Consider the following 19136-nt stretch of genomic DNA (forward strand, 5'->3'; position numbering starts at 1 on the left):
ACTGCACTCGCCAGGGTGTGGGAGAGTAGGTCGCCGCCGCACAAATATTGGTCAGTAGGGCCCGCCGTGGGTTTCCCGGCGGGCTCTACTGCGTTACACGAGGGTTAGGCCCGTCCGGGTGTCCGGGCGGGCCTTTCTGCGTTTCAGGACCATCAGGTGCCGTGGTTCTCCAGATGGAGCGGGCGCACCCGTAAATGAGGCCGACGTCCCCGGAAATCGCGGGTGACGTCGGCCCTCAGAACCGGAGGCCCGGAGACATCGGAGGCTCGGAGACAGTCGCCAGCTAAGCCGGCATCCGGGTCCAGGGAGCAGCCGCCAGCCGAGCCGGCGGCCGCACCCTCTAGGACGGCATCACCAACACCGCGTCCCCCACAGCCCGCTCCCGGCCGTCGGACGGCTGGTTGACCACCTTCTGGCCGACCACCATGGCCGTGGACCCACCCCCGTCCAGGTTGATCGCCTGGACGGCACCGAGCCAGCGCATGACCTGGGCGGCCTCGATCATGTTCGCCCCCACGCTGATCCCGGGCTTGCGCCCGTCGATGGTGGCGAGGATGAGGCTGCCGTTGCGGGTGACGCCGGCCAGGGTACGGGGGTGGCGGCGGAGGACCATGTTGACCGAGTCGTGCCCGTCCCGCTTCGCGGTGACCCGGATGCGGCCGTTACGGACCAGGCCGACGCCACCACCGACGACGTGCAGGTCGGGGGTGAGCTGGAGGGGCTTGCCGGTACGGAGGTCGGTGACGGTCGTGGTGACCTGGAGGGTCCAGCCCTCCCAGGCGTGCTCCCACAGCCACTCGGCCGCCACGCCGGAGCCGTGCACGACCCGGTGCCCGGCCGGCACCGCGGCGCCGGAGGTACGGAGCGAGACGATCTTGCCGTTGGCGTCGATGACCGCGTCGGCGCCGTCGTTGGCGGGGGTCTTGGCCCCCCACTCCTCGGTGTAGAGGACGAACTCGTCGGTGCCCGCGTTGCGGTTGACACCCTTGACGTCGGTGCGGGTGCCGTCCTGGGCGGTGACGCTGACGGCGGTCTTGAGTTCGGTGACGCGTGCCGTACGCCCCTTGAGGACGAGAGCGGAGCGGCCGGGGACGGCCTCGCTGAGCAGGCGGCCGGCGACGACGGAGACGCCGACGGGCTCGCCGCGCAGCGCGGGCAGGGTGTGGATGTTGAAGAAGCCGCCGTTGACGGCGGCGAGCGCGCCCTTGGCCATGGCCGAGGTGGTCTCGCGCTTGGCGACGCTGGTGCCGAGGCTGGCGGCGAAGGAGCCGCGGAAGGTACGGCTGTCGACGGTCAGGACCCGCAGGTCCCAGGGGCCGGTGGTCTGCGCGCCGTCGTCGCCGAGGTAGTCCAGCTTGGAGCGGATCCCGGCGTCCTTGAGCGTCTTGATGGTCTTGGCGGCGTCGTCCTTGTCCTTGAGCGACCACAGGCCGACGCGGACGGCGAAGTACTCCTTGCCCGGGGCGTCGGCGACCTGGGGCTTGACGACCGGCTGCACGCTGGGCGTCTCGCCGGCGGCCTCCACCGCGGCGGCCGCCGCGTCGGCGGCCTCGCGGGTGCCGTGGTCACGGCCGTTGGGCATGAGGATCGTGACGGTGTAACCGTCGGTCGACTTGCCCGCGAGCACGTTGTACAGCTCGATGCCAGGCGCCACGCTCTTCTGCGTCTTGGTGGGCGCGGCGGCGGCGCCCAGCGGGAAGGACCCGCCGGGGAAGGTCGTCGTGTCCAGGCCGGCCGAGACCGGGAAGGCCGCGAGAGTGAGCGAAGTGGCCATGGCCAGGCCGACGACGAGGGGGCGTCGTGTCATGAAACAACTCCAGAAGGGGCTAACGGGACCGAACCATCCTGGCGAGCCGGAACTGTCCAAGTGGGGAGAACACGCGAACCCGGTTGGAGTGGTTACCTGATTGGGACACAATGGGGAGATGACACGAATCAGCATGTGGTGGCGGCCGCCCGACGGCCGCTGACTTCCACATGCGTGAAGGCCGTCCCCGGGGACGGCCTTTCGCCATTTCTGGGGCGCCTTCCGAACCTTCGAGAGGACTCCCCATGACCGTGCTCACCGGCGACCGGCCCACCGGTCCGCTGCACATCGGTCACTACTTCGGCTCGCTGGCCAACCGGCTGGCGCTGCAGGACACGCACGAGGTGTTCGTCCTGCTCGCCGACTACCAGGTGATCACCGACCGCGACCTGCCCGGCGAGATCCAGCGCAACATCACCGACGTGCTGCTCGACTATCTGGCCATCGGGCTCGACCCGGCCAAGGTCACGATCTTCCAGCACAGCGCGCTGCCCGAGCTCAACCAGTTGCTGCTGCCGTTCCTGAGCCTGGTCACCGTGGCCGAGCTGGGCCGCAATCCCACGGTGAAGGACGAGATCGCGCACAGTTCGCAGGCGGCGGTGAGCGGGCTGATGTTCACCTATCCGGTGCATCAGGCGGCCGACATCCTGTTCTGCAAGGGCACGCTGGTGCCGGTCGGCAAGGACCAGCTCCCGCACATCGAGGTGACCCGCACGATCGCGCGCCGGTTCAACGAGCGGTACGCGCCGGTCTTCCCCGTGCCGGAGGCGATGCTGAGCCGTACACCGCTGCTCGGCGGCCTGGACGGCGGCAAGATGAGCAAGTCGCGCGGCAACTCGATCGCGCTGAAGGCGAGCGAGGACGAGACCGCCGCGCTGATCAGGCGGGCGGTGACCGACGCCGACCGGCGCATCACCTTCGAGCCGGAGACCCGGCCGGGGGTGGCGACCCTGCTGACCATCGCCGGGCTCTGTTCCGGGCGGGAGCCGCGGGAGCTGGCCGAGGAGATCGGCGACGGGGGTGCGGCGGCGTTGAAGCGGCTGACGACCGAGGCGGTCAACGAGTTCTTCCGGCCGATCCGCAAGCGCCGGGCCGAGCTCACCGAGCAGGATGCGCGTGCCGTACTGGCCGAGGGGAACGAGCGGGCACGCGCGGTGGCGATCCGGACCCTGGAGGAGGTACGGCAGGCGATGGGCTTCTGACTGCCTAGGCCCGGACGGCGACGGCGAGGTCGGTGGCGGGGGAGCGGAGCGGGCGGCGGTGCCGCGGCCGGTGGAAGCCGGCGGCGGTGAGCAGCGCGGCCGTCGCGGCGAAGGTCCGCACCCCGCCACCGCCCGCGACCAGGTAGTTGAGGTCGAGCAGGTCCATGAGCGTCCGGCTGGCGCGGCCGGGGGCGCGGCCTCGGAACTGGTCGCCGATGACGACGGTGCCGCCCGGGTTGAGCGCCGCCGCGACCCGGGACAGCAGGCCGGCCGCCTGCCGGTCGTCGAGGCCGTGCAGGACGTTGAAGAGCAGCACCAGGTCGAAGCCCTCGCCCAGGTCGTCGTCGAGGAAGGAACCGGCGCGCAGCGTGAGCCGGGGGTGCGGCTCGGCCGCGGTCAGCGCCTGCGGCAGGTCGAGGACGGTGGCGTGCAGGTCGGGGTGGCGGCGCAGGAGCGCGATGCTGTACTGGGCGTGGCTGCCGCCGAGGTCGAGCAGGTTACGCGCGTCGCGGTGGACCGGGATGGCGCGGGCGGCGAAGGGCGCCTGCTGCCGGGCCAGCGTGGCGACCCAGGCCTGGAAGGCGCGCGACAGTTCGGGGTCGCTCTCGGTGAGCGTGTACAGCGGGACCGGCGGGCCGCCGTCGCGCACCGCCTTCTCCAGCCCGCTCCACAAGGCCACCACGCTGCGCTCGCAGAACTCCAGGCCCTCGGCGAGGCAGGTGGGCGAGCTCGTGCACAACCAGACGCGAGCCGGGCGGGTCAGGGCGTATCGGCCGCGCCGTACCTTCAGGTAGCCGAGCCCGGCCAGGGCCCGCAGCAGGGAGGCCGTGGACGCCTCGGCGCAGCCCAGCTCGACCGCGAGCTCGCCGGGCCGCATCGGGCGGGCCTCCAGGGCGTCGAACACGCCCAGCCGTACCCCCGCGAGCAGGCTGTGGAAGCCCAGGACGCCGAAGTAGTCGGCGAGCACGGGCGGGACCAGCGACAGCCGGAAGGCGAGCGCTTCCAGGGGGTTGGCGAGCAGGGGCATGCCCCCGACGGTAGGCCGACTTGTCGGCAAAAGACATGGGTAGGGGGTTACTCAGGCTCTCACCAGGAGATTCCCGCACACTACGCCCATGCGAACCATCATCTCCCTCTTAGTGGCGCTCGCCGCCGTCCTCGCCTTCACCCCGCCCGCCACGGCGGCGGCCGGCTGGGGCCCGTACCGGGCGCCGGGTGACAAGGCCCGCGCCTCCGGCACCCTCGTCGCCGTCGGCGAGGACCACGACACCCTGCCCACCGCGGACCAGGTCACCGTCAAGGGCACGCTGACCGACCGGGCCCGGCCCGCCGGCACCTGCGCGTGGCTGCTCATGCAGTTCGCCGTCCGCGTCAAGAACGCCTTCGTGTTCAAGGAGCGCAAGCTCAGGGACTGCTCCTACCGCACGCCGAAGCACTTCACCTACGTCCTGAAGGACGTCTACCAGGTCGAACTCAAGGTGTGCAGCGAGGCCAAGTCGCCGGCGCCGTCGGCGCACTGCCGCTACTCGGGCACCTGGAAGATCATCTACACCTCGCCGCTCTGACCGGAAGCAAGGGGGGACCGGGTCAGCGGAAGCCGTGGCGGGACAGGGCGGGGACGAGTTCCTCCTCCTCGTACCTCAGGTGCGAGGAGAGGGTGCGGTCGAGCCGGGCCACCGCCTCGCGGAAGCCGTCCATGCCGTCCGGCTCGCCCACCAGGGCGACCAGGGCGCGGTCCACCTCCTCCAGCACCCCGTGGATCACGTGGTGCTCCTGCTCCAGGCGATCGAGCACGGGGGCCAGGCGCGGGTCGGCGCGGCGCAGGTGCGGGAAGAGGCTCTGGTCCTCCAGCGTGTGGTGCGTGGTGACCAGCCGGCAGTAGGACGCGCAGTAGGCGCCGAGCGTCCAGTTGTTCTGCCGGACGGTCATCTGGTTGATCGCCCCGCGCGCCGCGGCCGGGTCCATGGAGCCCGCGACCACCTGCGCCATGATCTCCTTGAGCTGCGCCAGCTCGCCCCGCAGGTGGTCGTGCACCTCGACCAGGTGCTGGCCCTCGCCGCTCCGGCCGCCGGTCACCGCGGGGGCGTGCGGGCGAGTGGCCTCGTCCCACAGCGCTTCCACCGCGGGGGCCTGCGGCTCGGGCGTGCCCCGTTCCTTGGCGACCAGCTCGCGGACGGCGGGCGCCACCTCCTCGGCATAGGCCTGGATCGCCGCGGGGTCGTCGCCGGCGAGGATGAAGGTGCTCATTCCGTGCTCCAGCGCCAGCTCGGCGAGGAAGGCGGGCTCGGCGTCGCGCGGCCCGATGTTGTAGAGTCGCCGGACGGCCGCCGGGTCGCGCCCGGCCTCGGCCGCGGCCTCGTCGATCAGGCGGTTGCCGGCACCGAGCTGCGACAGCGGGACGTAGGCCATGCTCGGCAGCCAGCCGTCGGCCAGCCGGCCGATCAGCCGCAACATCCTGGGCCGGATCCCGCCCACCCAGATCGCCGGGTCGTGCGGCGGCATCGGCCCGGCCTGGGCGTCGTCGAGCCGGTAGTGCCGGCCGTCGAAGCTGCCGCCGGTCGACCACAGCGCGCGGATCACCGCGATCGCCTCTTCCAGCGCCTCCAGCGCCTCGCCCGGCGTGCGCCGCGGCCCGCCCAGCGTCGCGACGCCGTCCCAGAAGGCGCCCGCGCCCAGCCCCAGCTCGGCCCGGCCGCCGCTGAGGATGTCGAGGCTCGCGACGCTCTTGGCGAGTACGGCAGGCGGTCGCAACGGCAGGTTGGCCACGTTGGCCGCCACCCGGACGTGCTGCGTGTTCGCCGCGATCACCGACAGCAGGGTCCAGGCGTCCAGGAAGGCGGGCTGGTAGGGGTGGTCCTGGACGGTGACCAGGTCGAGCCCGGCCGAGTCGGCCAGCTTCGCGAGCTGGAGCGTACGGCCGGCATGCGGGGCGGCCGGGCTGAGGAAAACGCCGAACAGCAGATCGTGACCGTAGTCGGCCATGGGACCCTCCAAGGCAATCGTCTGTAAGACAGATGATATGTCATACAGAAGGTTTAAACAGCAACCTCCTGTAGGATGGCGGTCGTGACGACGGACGCGGAACGAGCCGAGGGCGGGCTGGACGCCGACTTCGGCTGGGCGCTCGGCACCCTCTTCCGGGTCTACGTGAAGGCCGCCGACACCGTCATCGACGCCCTGCCCGGCGGGCCGCGCGGCTTCCAGGTGCTGGCCTCGGCCGTCCAGGAGACCCCGGCCAACCAGGGCGCCCTGGCCCGGCAGCTCGGCATCGACAAGACCGTGATGACCTACCTCGTCGACGACCTGGTCGCCCTCGACCTCGTCGAACGCCAGCCCGACCCCGCCGACCGCCGCAACCGCCGCATCGTGGCCACCGCCCGGGGCCGCGAGATCTGGGAACAGGCGCAACAGGGCCTCCGGCACGTCGAACGGCACCTGCTCGGCGTGCTGGGCGAGGAGGACGCCGCCCGCTTCCGCGACCTCCTCGGCCGGGTCGCGGCGGTGTACGGCGAGGGCGAACACCTCGAGGAAACCTGCCAGGCCGTCGAAACCCTGCGCCTGCGGCTCTAGAACCGCGGGCACTCCCGGCGGAACTCCCGCACGAAGCCGGCCACGGCCGCTGCGGCCGGCGCGTTGCGCAGGATGACCTCGGCCGCCTCGGCCGGGATGCCCGTGGGGCGCTCCCCTTCGGCGAAAGCGTGCACCAGCGCGAAGCGGCCGTCCCGGTCGTCGGGCCGGAGTCCGTACAACGCGGTGACCAGCCAGCTGACCAGGCAGGAGGCGGTGTAGCCGCGGTCGTAGTGCTGGTTGCGGTCGAAGAAGGCGGCCTCGTCCGGCGCCAGCTCGAACCCGGCCGAGAGGGCCAGGCCGAAGTCGCCGAAGTAGAGGCGGCGGCCGTCGGTCAGGATGTTCTCGAAGTGCGCGTCGAAGTGCAGGAGGCCGCGGCTGTTCATGAACGCCACGCCCGCGGCCAGCTCCCGCTCCACCTCGGTGCAGGCGTCGGCGATCCGGTCGTGGCCGCTCAGCCACTGGTGCAGGTTCAGCGGGAGGTGTTCCAGGAACAACGTGAGGCTCGCCGACGACTGGCGCAGGGCCTCGATCCGGTGGCGTACCCGGGCGCTGCCGCCCCAGTAGGCGACCGCCCGGTCGACGTCGGCCAGTTCGTCCGGCAGTGGCGCCGAGTCCGGCAGGACCCGCCAGTGGTGCATCAGCGGGAAGCCCTCGTGCTCGGCGGTCAGCACCCATCCGGTCGTCATGGCGTGGGCCGCCAACTCCCGCCAGGCCCCGAAGCTCGGCGCGCCGACGGTGCCGACGCCGTAGTGGCAGAGGAGCGGGAGCTCGAACAGGTTCGCCGTGGAGCCGACCAGGTCGGGGCGGCGTTCCAGGTCGCTGAGGGGGACCCGCTTGACGAACACCGGGATCCCGGCGACGTCCAGCAGAGCCGATCGGCCACCGAGGCCGGAGCCGAGCCCGGGGGCGTGGGCCACGAGCTCGGTCAGCTCGTGGTCGCCGAGCCCGGCCAGGGTGGTGGAGACGGTCTTGTGGGCGGTCAGGCGGTGGGCGTGGGCGTGGGTGATCACAGGTAGGCCAGGAGGCGGGCGAGGGGGTGGGGGATGCGGTCGGGGGTGAGGGCGGCGACCAGGGGGCCGGCGTAGCGGATCTTGCGGCCGCTGCCGGCGCCCATGAAGCGGCGGAGCTGGTCCTGGACGGGCTTGCCGCGCCAGGCGGGCTGGCCTTGGAGGGTGCGGAACGAGCTGAGGTCGCCGCCGGTGGCCAGCACGCGTTCGACCTCCTCCGTGCCGAGGGCGCGGATCAGTTCGTCTTCGAGGTCGGCGACGCAGACGAAGAAGCCGAGGGTTTCCAGGTCGGTGCGGGTGAGGGTGGGGCCGAACCCGGCTCGTTCCAAGGCGCGCTGGAAGTCGGGCTCTTCGCGGAGATCGACCAGGCCGGCCAGGCGGAGGTCGGCGCCCTGGGGGCCGTATTTGGCGAGATAGGTGCCGATGCTGGTGGCGCCGCCCATCGGCACTACGGCGATGCCCTCTGCTGTCAGGTCGCGATGGTGGCGGTGGGCCATGGCCTCGACGGCGGCCCGGTCGCTCTCGCCCTCGACCAGGACCACGGTTCGGGTGTCGCTCGGCATCACCAGGTCAGCTTGGCATCAGCCGCCGGGGGATTCGACCGCTTTATGGCGTGGCGGGCCGGGGGAGTTCAGGTCAAGCCGCGGCGCCCGGCTGGGGGAGGGTGCCGCGTCCCGCCGGACAGCTTCACTTGGTGTCGCGCCTGGACCTGCTCAGCGCCGACCAGCGGCAGCCACCGCCACCCGGCACGAAGCCAGGGCCTCGGGAGGCTCCTTGACCCGCGGCCGCCGCGGCCCGGTCGCCCGCCGGCCGGTCCGGTCCGCGACGAAGGCGCCGCCACCCTGCCGACCAACCACTTCCAGCTGGTCGGCAGGGTGGCGGAGAGCCCCGCGGCCTATGGGGCCGAATGCGGCGAGGCCGCGTAGCCGTGAAATCCGGCAACGGTGCTAGGAGTAGCATTCCTTGGACAGCTGCTTCCCGGTGGTCGGATGTACGCATACGATGCAGTAACGATTCGGGCTAGCCGGAGTCGGCTCCTTGACGTATTTGCATTCGCGCACCTTCGAATGCTCGGCCTTCTTGCAGTATTGCTTCCGGTATCCGCCTTTATTCGTCTTGCAGTAAAGGCATTCCTTCTTCTTATCCTTCAGCCATTTGCATCTCGGGGCGAGCGACGAAGTGCAGGCGGCGGCGAGCGAGATGGACGCGGCGGGCGTGCTGACGGCCTGGTCTTTCGCGGCCGAGGCCGACGCCTGCGATCCTGTCGCCGGGGCGAGGGCCGCAGCCACCAGCGCGCCGGCAGCGCATAGTTCCTTGAGCATGGAAACCTCCCGCTGCTCGTTTCTTCCTCTTGCCATCCATCGTTACTCCGCACTTCGTTAGGAGTCCAGAAGGGCGGCAAGATTCTTTCTCGACCGCGGAACGAGCTGTCCGGCGATTGGCCGCCTTCGTGGGCAGAATGCTGGACGAATATCCATCTCTCCTGGGCCGCTTTTTGCTTGGAGCCGCTTTTCTTTTCCCGCCCCGTCATCATCGGGGGTGACGCCCTCAACGGCCGGCGGATCGGGACAGCGCGGTGCCGTGTCCGCTGCGAGATGCAAAGGCTTGATGACGTAGCGCACTGGAGGGGAGTGGATACCGACCGTCGCTGCTGCAGCAGCTCGGCGGCAAGAGCCATCCCAAGGAACCACGTCGTCAGCTTGTACGCGCTGTTCGACCCCGCCGGCCTGCCGCACGTCGAACACCCCAGCACTTACCAAGGCCCCGAGGACTACTGAACCCGGCACCGCACCGGGCCAAGCGGCCAAACACCAAGCCGAGCGTGAGGCAGCGCCGCGCATGGACAGACCAGCCTGCACACCGGCGCGCTCACCATCTGGGAACTGGGCGACCTGCTCGGCATTCATCCCCACCTGCCGCACACCATGCAGCTCGAATACCTCGCCGACCTCCCCGTCATGACCATCATCGAACTGGCCCGCCGCCTCGACCTGCACCCGGCTGACCTCATCCGCGAACTCGACTCCGTCCTGGACAACCCGCGCGACCTCGAACCGCACATGCCCCGGCAACAGACAGGGGAGCTCACCGACGACGCCCGGGCGCTGCTCGTCGAAGCGGCCCTCGTCCAGGCAGGTGTAGAGGCGGTAGATGAGCTGGGTGAGCTCGGCGTGGTCGGCAACGCCGAGGGCCTCACCCCGGCCAGGTTGCGCACCCCGCCGTGCCGCTTGATCAACCAGCTCGCCACCACGGCCAGTAGGGTCATCGGCCAGGCGCTGTCCGGCACCGGGTCGCGGCCCTACCACTACGCCCTGCTCGGCCGGGGCGCACCGGCATCGATCGCAGCGACATCGTGGCGGCGATCAACGACCTGGCCGAGCGGAAGCTGGTCCACCGCACCCCGGACCCGGACGACCGGCGGCGCAACATCATCACGCTGACCACGGCGGGCGACGGCCAGCTCGAAGAGCTCGACCGCAGCGTGGCCGGGGTCCAGGCCGTGCTGCTGGAGACGCTCACCGTGAGTGAGCGGGAGCGGTTCGTCGTGTTGCTCGTCCGGCTGAATCAGGCGCAGCGGCCGAACAACTGGACGTAGGTCGCGCCCGGCGTGGCCGAGGCGGCCGGGTCGGCGCTGCCGTACGCCGCCTTGGTGTACATCTCGGTGTAGCCGGGGGTGAGGATGGTGTCGCGGTGCGAGGGGCTGCGCATCCACCAGCGGACGGCGGCGCTCGGGGTAACGGCGGCACGGCCCCAGCCGGTGTAGGCGTTCTCGCCGACCTGCCAGGTGCCGCGTTTGCAGTACCCGGCGGCCTTGGCCCGGGCGGCGGGGTCGGTCCCGGTCTCGGGGTCGATGTGCGGGTCGCAGCGGCTCGGGTCGTACTTGAGCGGCGTGCACTTGCCGACCTGGGCCACCGTTCCCCACCAGCGGATCCGCACCGCGGCGGTGACGTGCTTCCACGCCGCGCTGCTGAGCGCGACGGTCGTGCCGCGCAGGGCGAGGTAGCGCTTCACCGGCTGCAGGCCGCGGCCGGTGCGTTCGGCGTTGACCAGGCAGAGCACCGCCTGCTCGATGCGGCTCGACTGGCGGTTGTAGTCGTAGCGGCCGCGCGCGGTGTCGGGGAAGGCGGACTTGTCCTGGATGACCAGGTCGGCGTCGGCGCACGCGGCGGCGCTGACGGCAGACGTCTCCGCCTGCGCGGGGGAGGCGTGGACGATGAGGACGGCGGCCGCTCCGAGAAAGGCGAGACGTTTCATGACGTCAGCATGCGGCGGCCGCCTTGCCGGGAACTTGAGTACCCCTTTACTCAAATTCCCCGATGAAGCCGTACTCAGTGCGCCTGGTAGACCTTGCGCAGCCGCTCGTGCACGGTCCAGGTCGTCTGGGCGCCCTCGGCCAGCAGGCAGACGTCCCCGGGCCCGACCTCGACGGTCGGCCCGCCGGCGATGGCGATGCTCGCCCGGCCGCTCAGCACGACGAAGATCTCGTCCCGCTCGACGTCGGTGACGACGCCCGGGGTGATCTCCCAGATGCCGCGCCCGTCCCCGAGGGACAGGTGGAAGGTCTCCGGCGTGCCCGAGACGATCGACGCCGGGTCCAGGGGGTCGGGTTCGAGGTCGGCGTCGCGGACGGAGAGGGCGAAAGCGCCGTCGAAGGGCAGCACAGCGAGCGGGTCCTTATCGGGTGGTGTCTCGGCGGAAGGATTCCAGGGCGAGCAGGGCGACGTGCAGCGACAGGCACGACTCGACGTCGTCGAGGTCGGTGTCGAGGATGCGTTCGAGGCGGCGCAGCCGGTCGTAGAAGGCGGGCCGCGACAGGTGCGCCTTCTGGGCGGCGACCGCCTTGTTGCGCCCGGCGTCGAGGTAGATCCGCAGGATCCGGGTGAGGTCGCCGCCGCGCTGGGCGTCGTGGGCGAGCAGGGGGCCGAGCTCGCGTTCGGCGAAGGTCTGCAGTCGGGAGTCGTCGCGCAGCAGGTGGAGCAGGCCGCGCAGGCGCAGGTCGGGCAGCCGGTAGTAGGCGCGGCCGTCGGGCTGGCGGACGGCGACGTCGGCGACCTGCTCGGCTTCGAGGAAGCTCCGCCGTACGTCCCTGACCGACTCGACGACGGAGCCGGCGGCGAGGACGAAGGCCGAGCCGGGCTTCCAGAGCATGCGCAGCCGGTCGGCGAGGGCGGTGAGCGCGGGCTCGGCGGCGGTGCGCGCGGGCAGGGGGAGCAGGATGCCGACGCGGTCCTGGTCGAGGGCGCCGACGAGGGCCGGCAGCCGGGCGTCGCGGCAGGCGGCGGCGGTGGCCTCGGCCAGCTCGCCGAGCAGGGCCTGCCCGTCGAGCGCCTGCTCGGCCTGGTCGATGGGGCGGATGACGACGCTGATCAGCTTGCGGCCGGTGAGCGGGACGCCGACGGCGCGGGCGCGTGCGGCGGCCTCGTCGGGGTCGGAGTAGGCGTGGGTGAGGATGCCGGTGAGGATCGTGCCGTGCGCCTGGCGTTCCAGCGACTCCTGGTGGCGTTCGAGCAGGCGGCCGAGCGCGAGGGTGGTGGCCGCCCGTTCGGCGAGGACCAGGTCGCGTGGGGTGGGCGGGGCGTCGCAGGCGAGGATGAGCCGGCCCCAGTCCTGACCGCGGGCGCCGACCGTGGTGACCAGCCAGCCGGCGGTGGGGTCGTAGGCGGTGCGCTCGGCGGGGGCGACGGCACGCGAGCGCGACTCCCAGCCGGCCAGCAGGGTGCCGGTGTCGCGGCCGGCCGACTCGCAGGCCAGCACCTGGTGGGCGAGGTTCTCCAGCACGACGGGCCGGCCGGCCAGCCGGGCGACCTGGGCGAGGACCTCGGTGGGTGAGGCGCCCTCGACCGACAGCTCGGTGAAGACCTCATGGAGCTGCTCCGAGGCGCGCAGCTCCTCCAACTGGATGTCGATGATGCGCGAGTGCACCGATTCGGTGATCTGCACGAACGGCGTCTCGCGGGCGAGCACGATCAGCGGCAGGCCGTGCTCTTCCGCGGCCTTGACCACGGCGCGCGGCAGCTCGCGGACGAAGCGGCGGCCGAGCTCGACGACGAGCCCGGCGGCGCCCACGGCGGCCAGTTCGACGATGTAGGCGGCCAGCTTGTCGGGGTCGTCGGGGAGCGCGACGCCGGTGGTGAGCACCAGCTCGCCGCCGCGCAGCAGGTGGGCGAGGTCGGCGATCTCGCCCACGTGCACCCAGCGCACCCGGCTGTCCAGCCGGTCGGAGCCCGCCACGACCCGGGGATTGCCTCGGCGGACGGTCTCCAGGGCGAGGACGTCGGCGATGGTGGGGAGCACGCGCGAAGCCTATCCGATCAGCTTGTAAATAGGGCGACTTATCCCTTTACAAAGTGCTGTGCAATCGCTCGCGCTGCGTGCCGTCCCGGAGACGCTCAGGCGCGGAACTCGGTGCCGGCGGCCTGTTCACGCAACTCGACCCGGCGGATCTTGCCGGAGATGGTCTTGGGCAGCTCCGCGAACTCCAGCAGCCGGATCCGCTTGTAGGGCGCCAGGTTGGCCGTGCAGTAGTCGAGGATCGAGCGCGCGGTCTCCTCGGTCGGCTCGAAGCCGGGCGCGAGCACGACGAAGGCTTTGGGTACGGCCAGCCGCACCGGATCCGGCGAGGGCACGACGGCCGCCTCGGCCACCGCCTCGTGCTCCAGCAGCACGCTCTCCAGCTCGAACGGGGAGATGCGGTAGTCGGAGGCCTTGAACACGTCGTCCGTGCGCCCGACATAGGTGATGTACCCGTCGGCGTCCCGGGTGGCGACGTCACCGGTGTGGTAGTACCCGTCGCCGGAGGAGGTCTCGCGCCCGACGTACCCGGCCATCAGCCCGAGCGGCCGGCCCTCGCCGAGCGGCAGGCAGATCTCCCCGTCCGTGCCCGGCTCCCCGCTCACCGGATCGACCAGCACCACCTCGTAGCCGGGCAGCGGCAGCCCCATCGAGCCCGGCTTGACCGGCATGCCGGGCACGTTGCCGATCTGCGCGGTCGTCTCGGTCTGCCCGTAGCCGTCGCGGATGGTCAGGCCCCACGCCTGCTGCACCTGGTCGATGATCTCCGGGTTGAGCGGCTCGCCCGCGGCGACCGCGGTGCGCAGCGGCAGCTTCCAGGCGGCGAGGTCCTCCTGGATGAGCATCCGCCAGACGGTCGGCGGCGCGCAGAAGGTCGTCACGCCCTCGTCGCGCAGGATCTCCAGCAGCTTGGGCGCCGAGAAGCGCTGGTAGTCGTGGATCAGGACGGTCGCCCCGGCGTTCCACGGCGCGAAGACGTTGCTCCAGGCGTGCTTGGCCCAGCCGGGCGAGGAGATGTTGAGGTGCACGTCGCCCGGCCGCAGGCCGATCCAGAACATCGTGGACAGGTGCCCGGCCGGGTAGGAGGCGTGGGTGTGCTCGACCAGCTTGGGCTGGGAGGTCGTGCCGGAGGTGAAGTAGAGCAGCAGGGTGTCGCCGGCGCGGGTGGGCCCGTCGGGGGTGAACTCGGCGGGGGCCTCGTAGGCCTCGTGGAAGGGCAGCCAGCCGTAGGCCTCGCCGACCGAGATCCGGGTGTAGGCGCCGGCCTCGAACTTGGCGGCGTCGGCGGCGTTGGCGATCACGTGCTTGACCTCGCCGCGCTCGATGCGCTCGGTGATGTCCTTGGCGGTGAGCAGCGTGGTCGCGGGGATGATCACCGCGCCGAGCTTCATCGCGGCGAGCATGGCCTCCCACAGCTCGATCTGGTTGCCGAGCATCAGCAGGATGCGCTCGCCTCGCCGTACGCCCTGGGCATGGAGCCAGTTGGCGACCTGGCCCGAGCGGCGGGTCAGGTCGGCGAAGGTGAACGACGGGCCGCCGGCGAACTTGAGCGCGACGCCGTCCTGGTGGTCGAACCAGTCGAGGGCCCAGTTGAACTCCGCGAGCTCGGGCCAGCGGAAGTCGCGGCGGGCGGTGGCGTAGTCGGAACCCAGCAGCAGATCGCGAGCGGCGCGGAAGTCGTTCATGTCCCGATACTGTCAGGCGTTCAGCCGGGCCTCCAGACCATCCAGCACGCACATCAGGCCCCACTCGAAGGCCAGGACCTGGGTGCCGCGGTGGTCGGCGGTGTGCAGGGCGCGCAGGTCCGCCATCAGGTCGGGGAAGTCGCGGGTGGCCTGCTCGGCCATCTCCAGCATCCGGGCCATGTCGCTCTCGGTGGGACCGCCGTGCTCGGTGAAGTAGAACGTCTGCGGGATGACCTGGCCCATCACGTAGGACAGGACGGTCGCGCAGCCGAGGTCGATCTCCAGCCCGGCGAAGCCGGCCGCGCGGAAGGACTTGCGGAGCCGGTCGTAGATGCCGAGCGTGTTGGGGCCGAGGGCGGGCAGCCGGCCGAGCAGCGCGCCCATCCACGGGTGGCGGATGATGGCGGCCCGCAGGTCGAAGCAGAACGCGCGCACCACGGTGCGCCAGGCCAGGAGCGGGGGCAGCGTCTCGCCCTCCGGCTCTGGCAGCTTCACCTCGCCCCAGACGGCGTCGTAGGCCAGTTCGAGCAGTTCCTCCTTGTTGGCCACGTGCCAGTAGATGCTGGTGGCCCCGGCGTTCAGCCGCGCCCCCAGCTTGCGCATGCTGAGGGCGTCGAGGCCCTCGGCGTCGAGGAGGTCCAGGGCGGTGGCGACGATCTGGTCGCGGCTGAGGCCGGCGGGCTTCACCGGGCGCGGCTCGCGGGTCCAGACCGAGCTGAACTGCTTGTTCACGCCTCCAGATTAAACCGGCTCGCACACTGTGCGAGACTTGTCGTACAGTGTGCGAGTGAAGTCGCACACTGTACGAGAAGAATCGCACGCTGTTCGAGATCCCCGCCGCTGGTGGATCCTCCTCGTGCTCTGCCTGTCCCTCCTGGTCCTGGTGATCGACAGCACCGTCCTCAACCTGGCCATCCCCTCCCTCACCACGGAACTGGGCGCCACGGCCTCCGACGTGCAGTGGATCCTCGACGCCTACGTGCTGGCCATGGCCGGACTCCTGCTCACCGCCGGCAGCCTGTCCGACCGGTACGGCAGGCGGCTGATGCTGGTGATCGGCCTGGCCGTCTTCGGCGTGGCCTCCCTGGTGGCGGTCGTGGCCTCCGAGCCCTGGATGCTGATCGCCGCCCGCTTCCTGATGGGGGTCGGCGGCGCCATCCTGATGCCCTCCACGCTGTCGATCCTGATGACCGTCTTCGACGCCGAGGAGCGCCGCAAGGCGATGGCCGGCTGGATGACGGTGTCGATGGTCGGCGTCATCCTCGGCCCGACCCTGGGCGGCGTCCTGCTGGAGCACTACTGGTGGGGCTCGGTCTTCCTGCTGAACATCCCGGTCGCGATCATCGCGATCATCGCCGCCTTCGTCCTGATGCCGGAGACCTACGGGGACGTGCGGCGGAAGATCGACCCGGTCGGCGTGGTGCTGTCGGTCGTGGGCCTGACCTCGACCGTCTACGTGATCATCGAGCGGGAGTGGAACCTGCCCGTGATCGCGGTGGCGGTGCTGAGCCTGGGCGCCTTCGTCTTCTGGGAGCGCCGCGCCGAGCAGCCGATGCTGCCGCTGGGGGTGTTCAAGAGCCGTGACTTCAGCGGGGCCTCCTTCACCCTGCTGCTGATGTCCTTCGGCATGGGCGCGGTCATGATGCTGCTCACCTACTACCTGCAGTTCGTGCTCGGGTACTCCCCGATGCAGGCCGGTCTGGCGCTGCTGCCGTACGCGGTGGCCGCCGCGGTCTGCAACGGGCTGGGCGCCACCCTGGGCAAGAAGCTGAGCAACAAGACGCTGATCGTCGCCGGGCTGCTGATCATCTCCGCGGCCTTCGTCGTCCTGGCCCTGGCCGACGGCTACCTCATGATCCTGACCTCGATGCTGGTCATGGGCGTCGGCGGCGGCCTGGCCGGTCCCGCGGGCTACGCCACCATCATGGGCGCGATCCCGCTGGAGCACGCCGGTGTCGGCTCGGCCATGAACGACACCCTGCAACAGGTCGGCATGGCCATCAGCATCGCGATCTTGGGCAGCGTGCTGGCCGGCGTCTTCGCCTCCAACCTGCCCGCCTCGGTGCCGGCCTCGGTGGCCGACTCCTACGGCCTGGCCTTCCAGCAGTTCCCGGCGCAGGCCGAGCAGGCCTTCGGGGTGGCCATGTCCACCGGCTCGTGGGTCAGCGCGGCCTTCAGCGCGGCGGCCGCGCTCCTCGGCATGGTCCTGCTGAGGAAGCGCGCCGCCGCCGCTCAGGAGCCCGTGGCGGCCTAGCGGATGCGGGGCGCGGCCATCTTCTCCAGGCTGTCCAGCTTGTGCACCCGCTCGTCGTGGCCGATCTGTCGCAGCAGGTCGGCCACCGAGCGGTAGCGGCCGTAGCCGTCGGCGTAGGTGCCGGGGTCGGGCACGAACTCCAGGTCCGGGTTCTCGGCCACGAAGTCCATGTAGGTGTGCTCGGCGTGGTCCTCGAACTCGGCGTTGAGCCGGTAGCTCCACTTCGGGTGCACCAGGAACAGCAGCCACGAGACGTGGTAGTAGAAGAACGAGATCGCCCACGGCGCCGCGCGGTGCAGCAGCCAGTTGCGCCTGAGCCCCTGCCGGTCGATCAGATCCTCCATGATCAGCAGGTGGAACTGCTCGTTGTCCTGGTCCTCGCGGGCCTCGACGATGCGCTCGAAGACCCGCTTGGCCAGCGTCGAGCGGGTGCGATGGCGATGGACCGCCCAGTACCCCATCCGCTCCCACGCCTGGTACGGCACGCGGGCGATGATCTCGAGCATCGCGAACTTGGTGAAGGACCCCTTCTTCCCGTAGAGCAGGTCCACGGGCTTGAACATGAGCTGGGCCAGCAGGCTGTACTTCATCCGCGGCGTGCCCAGCGTCTCCGCCTCGGCGCGGCGCAACTCCTCGCGGCTCAGCTTGGGCGGGCCCGGGTGGACAGGGGCGGCGGTGGCGGCGGTGGCGGTGCGGTGGTCGATGGTGACGGTCATCTCGGATCTCCTGTTTCGTCGTTGATCCGATAGTGGGCGACGACCCCCCTCCCGGTCGTCGCCCGGCGGATGGCACCGGCGCTGCCTCGCCGGAGGTAACCCCGCCTCCGGGACGTACACCGCCAGGCGGACGGGGCATCCCCTAGGGGTCCTTGCAACCTGTCAGGGAATTTGGCCGCAAGCCGACAGGTTGATGGTGGGACCGATCTTGCGGACACGGGATACTCGAACCATGTCTGACCTCCTCGCGCGCCACCGGGCCGTCCTCCCCGACTGGCTGGCCCTCTACTACTCCGAGCCCATCGAGATCGTCAGCGGCAAGGGCAACCGTGTCGTCGACGCCTCGGGCAAGAGCTACCTGGACTTCTTCGCCGGCATCCTCACCAACATGATCGGGTACGACGTGCCCGAGGTGCGCGAAGCGGTCGAGCGGCAGCTCGCCACCGGAGTGGTCCACACCAGCACGGTGTACCTGCTGCGCGGGCAGGTCGAACTGGCCGAGAAGATCGCCCGCGTCTCCGGCATCCCGGACGCGAAGGTCTTCTTCACCAACTCCGGCACCGAGGCCAACGAGACGGCCCTGCTGCTGGCCACCTACGCCCGCAAGACCGACCAGGTGCTCGCCATGCGGCAGAGCTACCACGGCCGCTCCTTCGGCGCCATCTCGGTGACCTCCAACACCACTTGGAAGAACAACTCGCTGTCGCCGCTCAACGTGCACTTCCTGCACGGCGCCGACCGCCACCTGCCGGCCTTCAAGGGCATGGACGACGCCGAGTACATCGAGGCCTGCGTCGCCGACCTGCGGCACGCGCTGGCCACCGTGGTCTCCAAGGACGTGGCCGCGCTGATCGCCGAGCCAATCCAGGGCGTGGGCGGCTTCACCATGGCGCCCGACGGCCTGTTCGCCGCCTACAAGGAGGTGCTGGACGAGCACGGCATCCTGTTCATCTCCGACGAGGTGCAGACCGGCTGGGGCCGCACCGGCCAGTCCTTCTTCGGCATCCAGAACCACGGCGTCACCCCCGACATGCTGACCTTCGCCAAGGGCCTGGGCAACGGCTTCGCGGTCGGCGGCGTCGTTGCGCGTGGTGACCTCATGGACGCCCTGCCCGCGATCGGCCTGGCCACCTTCGGCGGCAACCCGATCTCGATGGCCGCCGCCAGCGCCACCCTCGACTACGTGCTCGACCACGACCTGCAGGCCAACGCGGCGCGCACCGGCCAGATCATCATCGACGGCCTGCGCGAGGCGGCCAAGCGCCTGCCCATCGTCACCGACGTGCGCGGCAAGGGCCTGATGTTCGCCGTCGAGCTGTCGGACCCGGCGCTGGCCGGCCGCTTCATGGAGGAGACCAAGAAGCTCGGCCTGCTGGCCGGCAAGGGCGGCCTGTACGGCACCGCGATCCGCATGGCCCCGCCGCTCACGCTCACCGTCGAGGAGGCGCACGAGGGCCTCGGCATCATCGTCACCGCTCTGGAGACTCTGAACGATGAAGTTCGTTAAGCACTGGATCGGCGGCGTGGAGGTCGAGGGCGACGCCCGCACCGCCGACATCACCAACCCGGCCACCGGCCAGGTCAGCGGCAAGGTCGCGCTGGC

At 70.9% G+C, this 19136-nt stretch carries 19 protein-coding genes; 7 read left to right on the forward strand and 12 right to left on the reverse strand.

The genetic code is table 11. From position 1 onward, the window contains the following. Positions 1-340: 340 nt before the first annotated feature. Entirely contained in the window at positions 341-1807 is a 1467-nt protein-coding gene (locus tag AB0I67_RS42745; RefSeq protein WP_357936658.1) for a phosphodiester glycosidase family protein, read from the reverse strand. 245 nt (positions 1808-2052) lie between these two features. Between AB0I67_RS42745 and trpS the strand changes: the two genes are divergently transcribed. After that, entirely contained in the window at positions 2053-3009 is a 957-nt protein-coding gene (gene trpS, locus AB0I67_RS42750; RefSeq protein ID WP_357936660.1) for a tryptophan--tRNA ligase, read from the forward strand. A 4-nt stretch (positions 3010-3013) separates the two neighbouring features. On the opposite strand, the gene AB0I67_RS42755 is transcribed toward trpS, so the two are convergent. After that, the gene (locus AB0I67_RS42755) at positions 3014-4036 is read right to left on the reverse strand and encodes a methyltransferase (RefSeq protein ID WP_357936662.1); all 1023 of its coding nucleotides are present in this window, start codon (positions 4034-4036) and stop codon (positions 3014-3016) included. Positions 4037-4124: 88 nt separating this feature from the next. On the opposite strand from AB0I67_RS42755, the gene AB0I67_RS42760 reads away from it, so the two are divergent. Continuing rightward, positions 4125-4574, forward strand: coding sequence for a hypothetical protein (locus AB0I67_RS42760; RefSeq protein ID WP_357936664.1), 450 nt, complete (start codon positions 4125-4127; stop codon positions 4572-4574). Between the two features lie 22 nt (positions 4575-4596). On the opposite strand, the gene AB0I67_RS42765 is transcribed toward AB0I67_RS42760, so the two are convergent. Further along, positions 4597-5991, reverse strand: coding sequence for an LLM class flavin-dependent oxidoreductase (locus AB0I67_RS42765; RefSeq protein WP_357936666.1), 1395 nt, complete (start codon positions 5989-5991; stop codon positions 4597-4599). 84 nt (positions 5992-6075) lie between these two features. Here AB0I67_RS42765 and AB0I67_RS42770 point away from each other — a divergent pair, with 84 nt between their 5' ends. Further along, on the forward strand, positions 6076-6579 hold the full coding sequence (locus AB0I67_RS42770) for a MarR family transcriptional regulator (protein WP_357936668.1): 504 nt from the start codon (positions 6076-6078) through the stop codon (positions 6577-6579). On the opposite strand, the gene AB0I67_RS42775 is transcribed toward AB0I67_RS42770, so the two are convergent. The 3 genes from AB0I67_RS42775 to AB0I67_RS42785 form a co-directional block, all read right to left on the reverse strand. After that, complete coding sequence (locus tag AB0I67_RS42775; protein ID WP_357936670.1) at positions 6576-7589, reverse strand: hypothetical protein; 1014 nt, start codon at positions 7587-7589, stop codon at positions 6576-6578. The two genes, AB0I67_RS42770 and AB0I67_RS42775, sit on opposite strands and share 4 nt — an antisense overlap. Beyond that, positions 7586-8149 carry an ATP-dependent endonuclease gene (locus tag AB0I67_RS42780; RefSeq protein ID WP_357936672.1) on the reverse strand — a complete coding sequence of 188 codons (564 nt, stop codon included), beginning with the start codon at positions 8147-8149 and terminating at the stop codon, positions 7586-7588. Before AB0I67_RS42780 ends, AB0I67_RS42775 begins: the two co-directional genes overlap by 4 nt. A 384-nt stretch (positions 8150-8533) precedes the next feature. After that, positions 8534-8908: a hypothetical protein gene (locus AB0I67_RS42785; protein WP_357936674.1), complete on the reverse strand. Its 375-nt coding sequence runs from the start codon at positions 8906-8908 to the stop codon at positions 8534-8536. A 603-nt stretch (positions 8909-9511) separates the two neighbouring features. On the opposite strand from AB0I67_RS42785, the gene AB0I67_RS42790 reads away from it, so the two are divergent. Both AB0I67_RS42790 and AB0I67_RS42795 read left to right on the forward strand, forming a co-directional pair. After that, positions 9512-10027 carry a hypothetical protein gene (locus AB0I67_RS42790; protein ID WP_357936676.1) on the forward strand — a complete coding sequence of 172 codons (516 nt, stop codon included), beginning with the start codon at positions 9512-9514 and terminating at the stop codon, positions 10025-10027. Continuing rightward, positions 9940-10182: a MarR family winged helix-turn-helix transcriptional regulator gene (locus tag AB0I67_RS42795; RefSeq protein ID WP_357936678.1), complete on the forward strand. Its 243-nt coding sequence runs from the start codon at positions 9940-9942 to the stop codon at positions 10180-10182. Before AB0I67_RS42790 ends, AB0I67_RS42795 begins: the two co-directional genes overlap by 88 nt. Here the strand turns inward: AB0I67_RS42795 and AB0I67_RS42800 are convergent. The 5 genes from AB0I67_RS42800 to AB0I67_RS42820 all read right to left on the reverse strand — a co-directional run bounded on the left by AB0I67_RS42800 (position 10152) and on the right by AB0I67_RS42820 (position 15295). Continuing rightward, positions 10152-10841, reverse strand: coding sequence for a CAP domain-containing protein (locus AB0I67_RS42800; RefSeq protein ID WP_357936680.1), 690 nt, complete (start codon positions 10839-10841; stop codon positions 10152-10154). The genes AB0I67_RS42795 and AB0I67_RS42800 overlap by 31 nt on opposite strands. A gap of 74 nt (positions 10842-10915) precedes the next feature. Then, positions 10916-11248 carry a cupin domain-containing protein gene (locus AB0I67_RS42805; RefSeq protein ID WP_357936682.1) on the reverse strand — a complete coding sequence of 111 codons (333 nt, stop codon included), beginning with the start codon at positions 11246-11248 and terminating at the stop codon, positions 10916-10918. Positions 11249-11261: 13 nt separating this feature from the next. Then, positions 11262-12881: a PucR family transcriptional regulator ligand-binding domain-containing protein gene (locus tag AB0I67_RS42810; RefSeq protein ID WP_357936684.1), complete on the reverse strand. Its 1620-nt coding sequence runs from the start codon at positions 12879-12881 to the stop codon at positions 11262-11264. Positions 12882-12976: 95 nt separating this feature from the next. Further along, complete coding sequence (locus tag AB0I67_RS42815; RefSeq protein ID WP_357936686.1) at positions 12977-14563, reverse strand: AMP-binding protein; 1587 nt, start codon at positions 14561-14563, stop codon at positions 12977-12979. Between the two features lie 12 nt (positions 14564-14575). Next, positions 14576-15295, reverse strand: coding sequence for a TetR/AcrR family transcriptional regulator C-terminal domain-containing protein (locus AB0I67_RS42820; RefSeq protein ID WP_357936688.1), 720 nt, complete (start codon positions 15293-15295; stop codon positions 14576-14578). Positions 15296-15350: 55 nt separating this feature from the next. On the opposite strand from AB0I67_RS42820, the gene AB0I67_RS42825 reads away from it, so the two are divergent. Then, complete coding sequence (locus tag AB0I67_RS42825; protein WP_357936690.1) at positions 15351-16817, forward strand: MFS transporter; 1467 nt, start codon at positions 15351-15353, stop codon at positions 16815-16817. Here AB0I67_RS42825 and AB0I67_RS42830 read toward each other — a convergent pair. Then, the gene (locus tag AB0I67_RS42830; RefSeq protein WP_357936691.1) at positions 16814-17533 is read right to left on the reverse strand and encodes an alternative oxidase; all 720 of its coding nucleotides are present in this window, start codon (positions 17531-17533) and stop codon (positions 16814-16816) included. The genes AB0I67_RS42825 and AB0I67_RS42830 overlap by 4 nt on opposite strands. Positions 17534-17765: 232 nt before the next feature. Between AB0I67_RS42830 and AB0I67_RS42835 the strand changes: the two genes are divergently transcribed. Next, positions 17766-19040 (forward strand): aminotransferase class III-fold pyridoxal phosphate-dependent enzyme, encoded by a 1275-nt coding sequence (locus AB0I67_RS42835; RefSeq protein ID WP_357936693.1) that lies wholly within the window; start codon positions 17766-17768, stop codon positions 19038-19040. Positions 19041-19136: the final 96 nt, after the last annotated feature.

The organism is Nonomuraea sp. NPDC050310 (genome assembly GCF_040655795.1).
Lineage (GTDB): Bacteria > Actinomycetota > Actinomycetes > Streptosporangiales > Streptosporangiaceae > Nonomuraea.

Bases quoted from the DNA above. Each gene is read 5' to 3' on its own strand.
- AB0I67_RS42760 (WP_357936664.1), top strand. From the start codon at position 4,125: ATGCGAACCATCATCTCCCTCTTAGTGGCGCTCGCCGCCGTCCTCGCC.
- trpS (WP_357936660.1), top strand. From the start codon at position 2,053: ATGACCGTGCTCACCGGCGACCGGCCCACCGGTCCGCTGCACATCGGT.
- AB0I67_RS42785 (WP_357936674.1), bottom strand. From the start codon at position 8,908: ATGCTCAAGGAACTATGCGCTGCCGGCGCGCTGGTGGCTGCGGCCCTC.
- AB0I67_RS42755 (WP_357936662.1), bottom strand. From the start codon at position 4,036: ATGCCCCTGCTCGCCAACCCCCTGGAAGCGCTCGCCTTCCGGCTGTCG.
- AB0I67_RS42765 (WP_357936666.1), bottom strand. From the start codon at position 5,991: ATGGCCGACTACGGTCACGATCTGCTGTTCGGCGTTTTCCTCAGCCCG.
- AB0I67_RS42800 (WP_357936680.1), bottom strand. From the start codon at position 10,841: ATGAAACGTCTCGCCTTTCTCGGAGCGGCCGCCGTCCTCATCGTCCAC.
- AB0I67_RS42830 (WP_357936691.1), bottom strand. From the start codon at position 17,533: ATGACCGTCACCATCGACCACCGCACCGCCACCGCCGCCACCGCCGCC.
- AB0I67_RS42835 (WP_357936693.1), top strand. From the start codon at position 17,766: ATGTCTGACCTCCTCGCGCGCCACCGGGCCGTCCTCCCCGACTGGCTG.
- AB0I67_RS42790 (WP_357936676.1), top strand. From the start codon at position 9,512: ATGCAGCTCGAATACCTCGCCGACCTCCCCGTCATGACCATCATCGAA.
- AB0I67_RS42780 (WP_357936672.1), bottom strand. From the start codon at position 8,149: ATGCCGAGCGACACCCGAACCGTGGTCCTGGTCGAGGGCGAGAGCGAC.
- AB0I67_RS42815 (WP_357936686.1), bottom strand. From the start codon at position 14,563: ATGAACGACTTCCGCGCCGCTCGCGATCTGCTGCTGGGTTCCGACTAC.
- AB0I67_RS42745 (WP_357936658.1), bottom strand. From the start codon at position 1,807: ATGACACGACGCCCCCTCGTCGTCGGCCTGGCCATGGCCACTTCGCTC.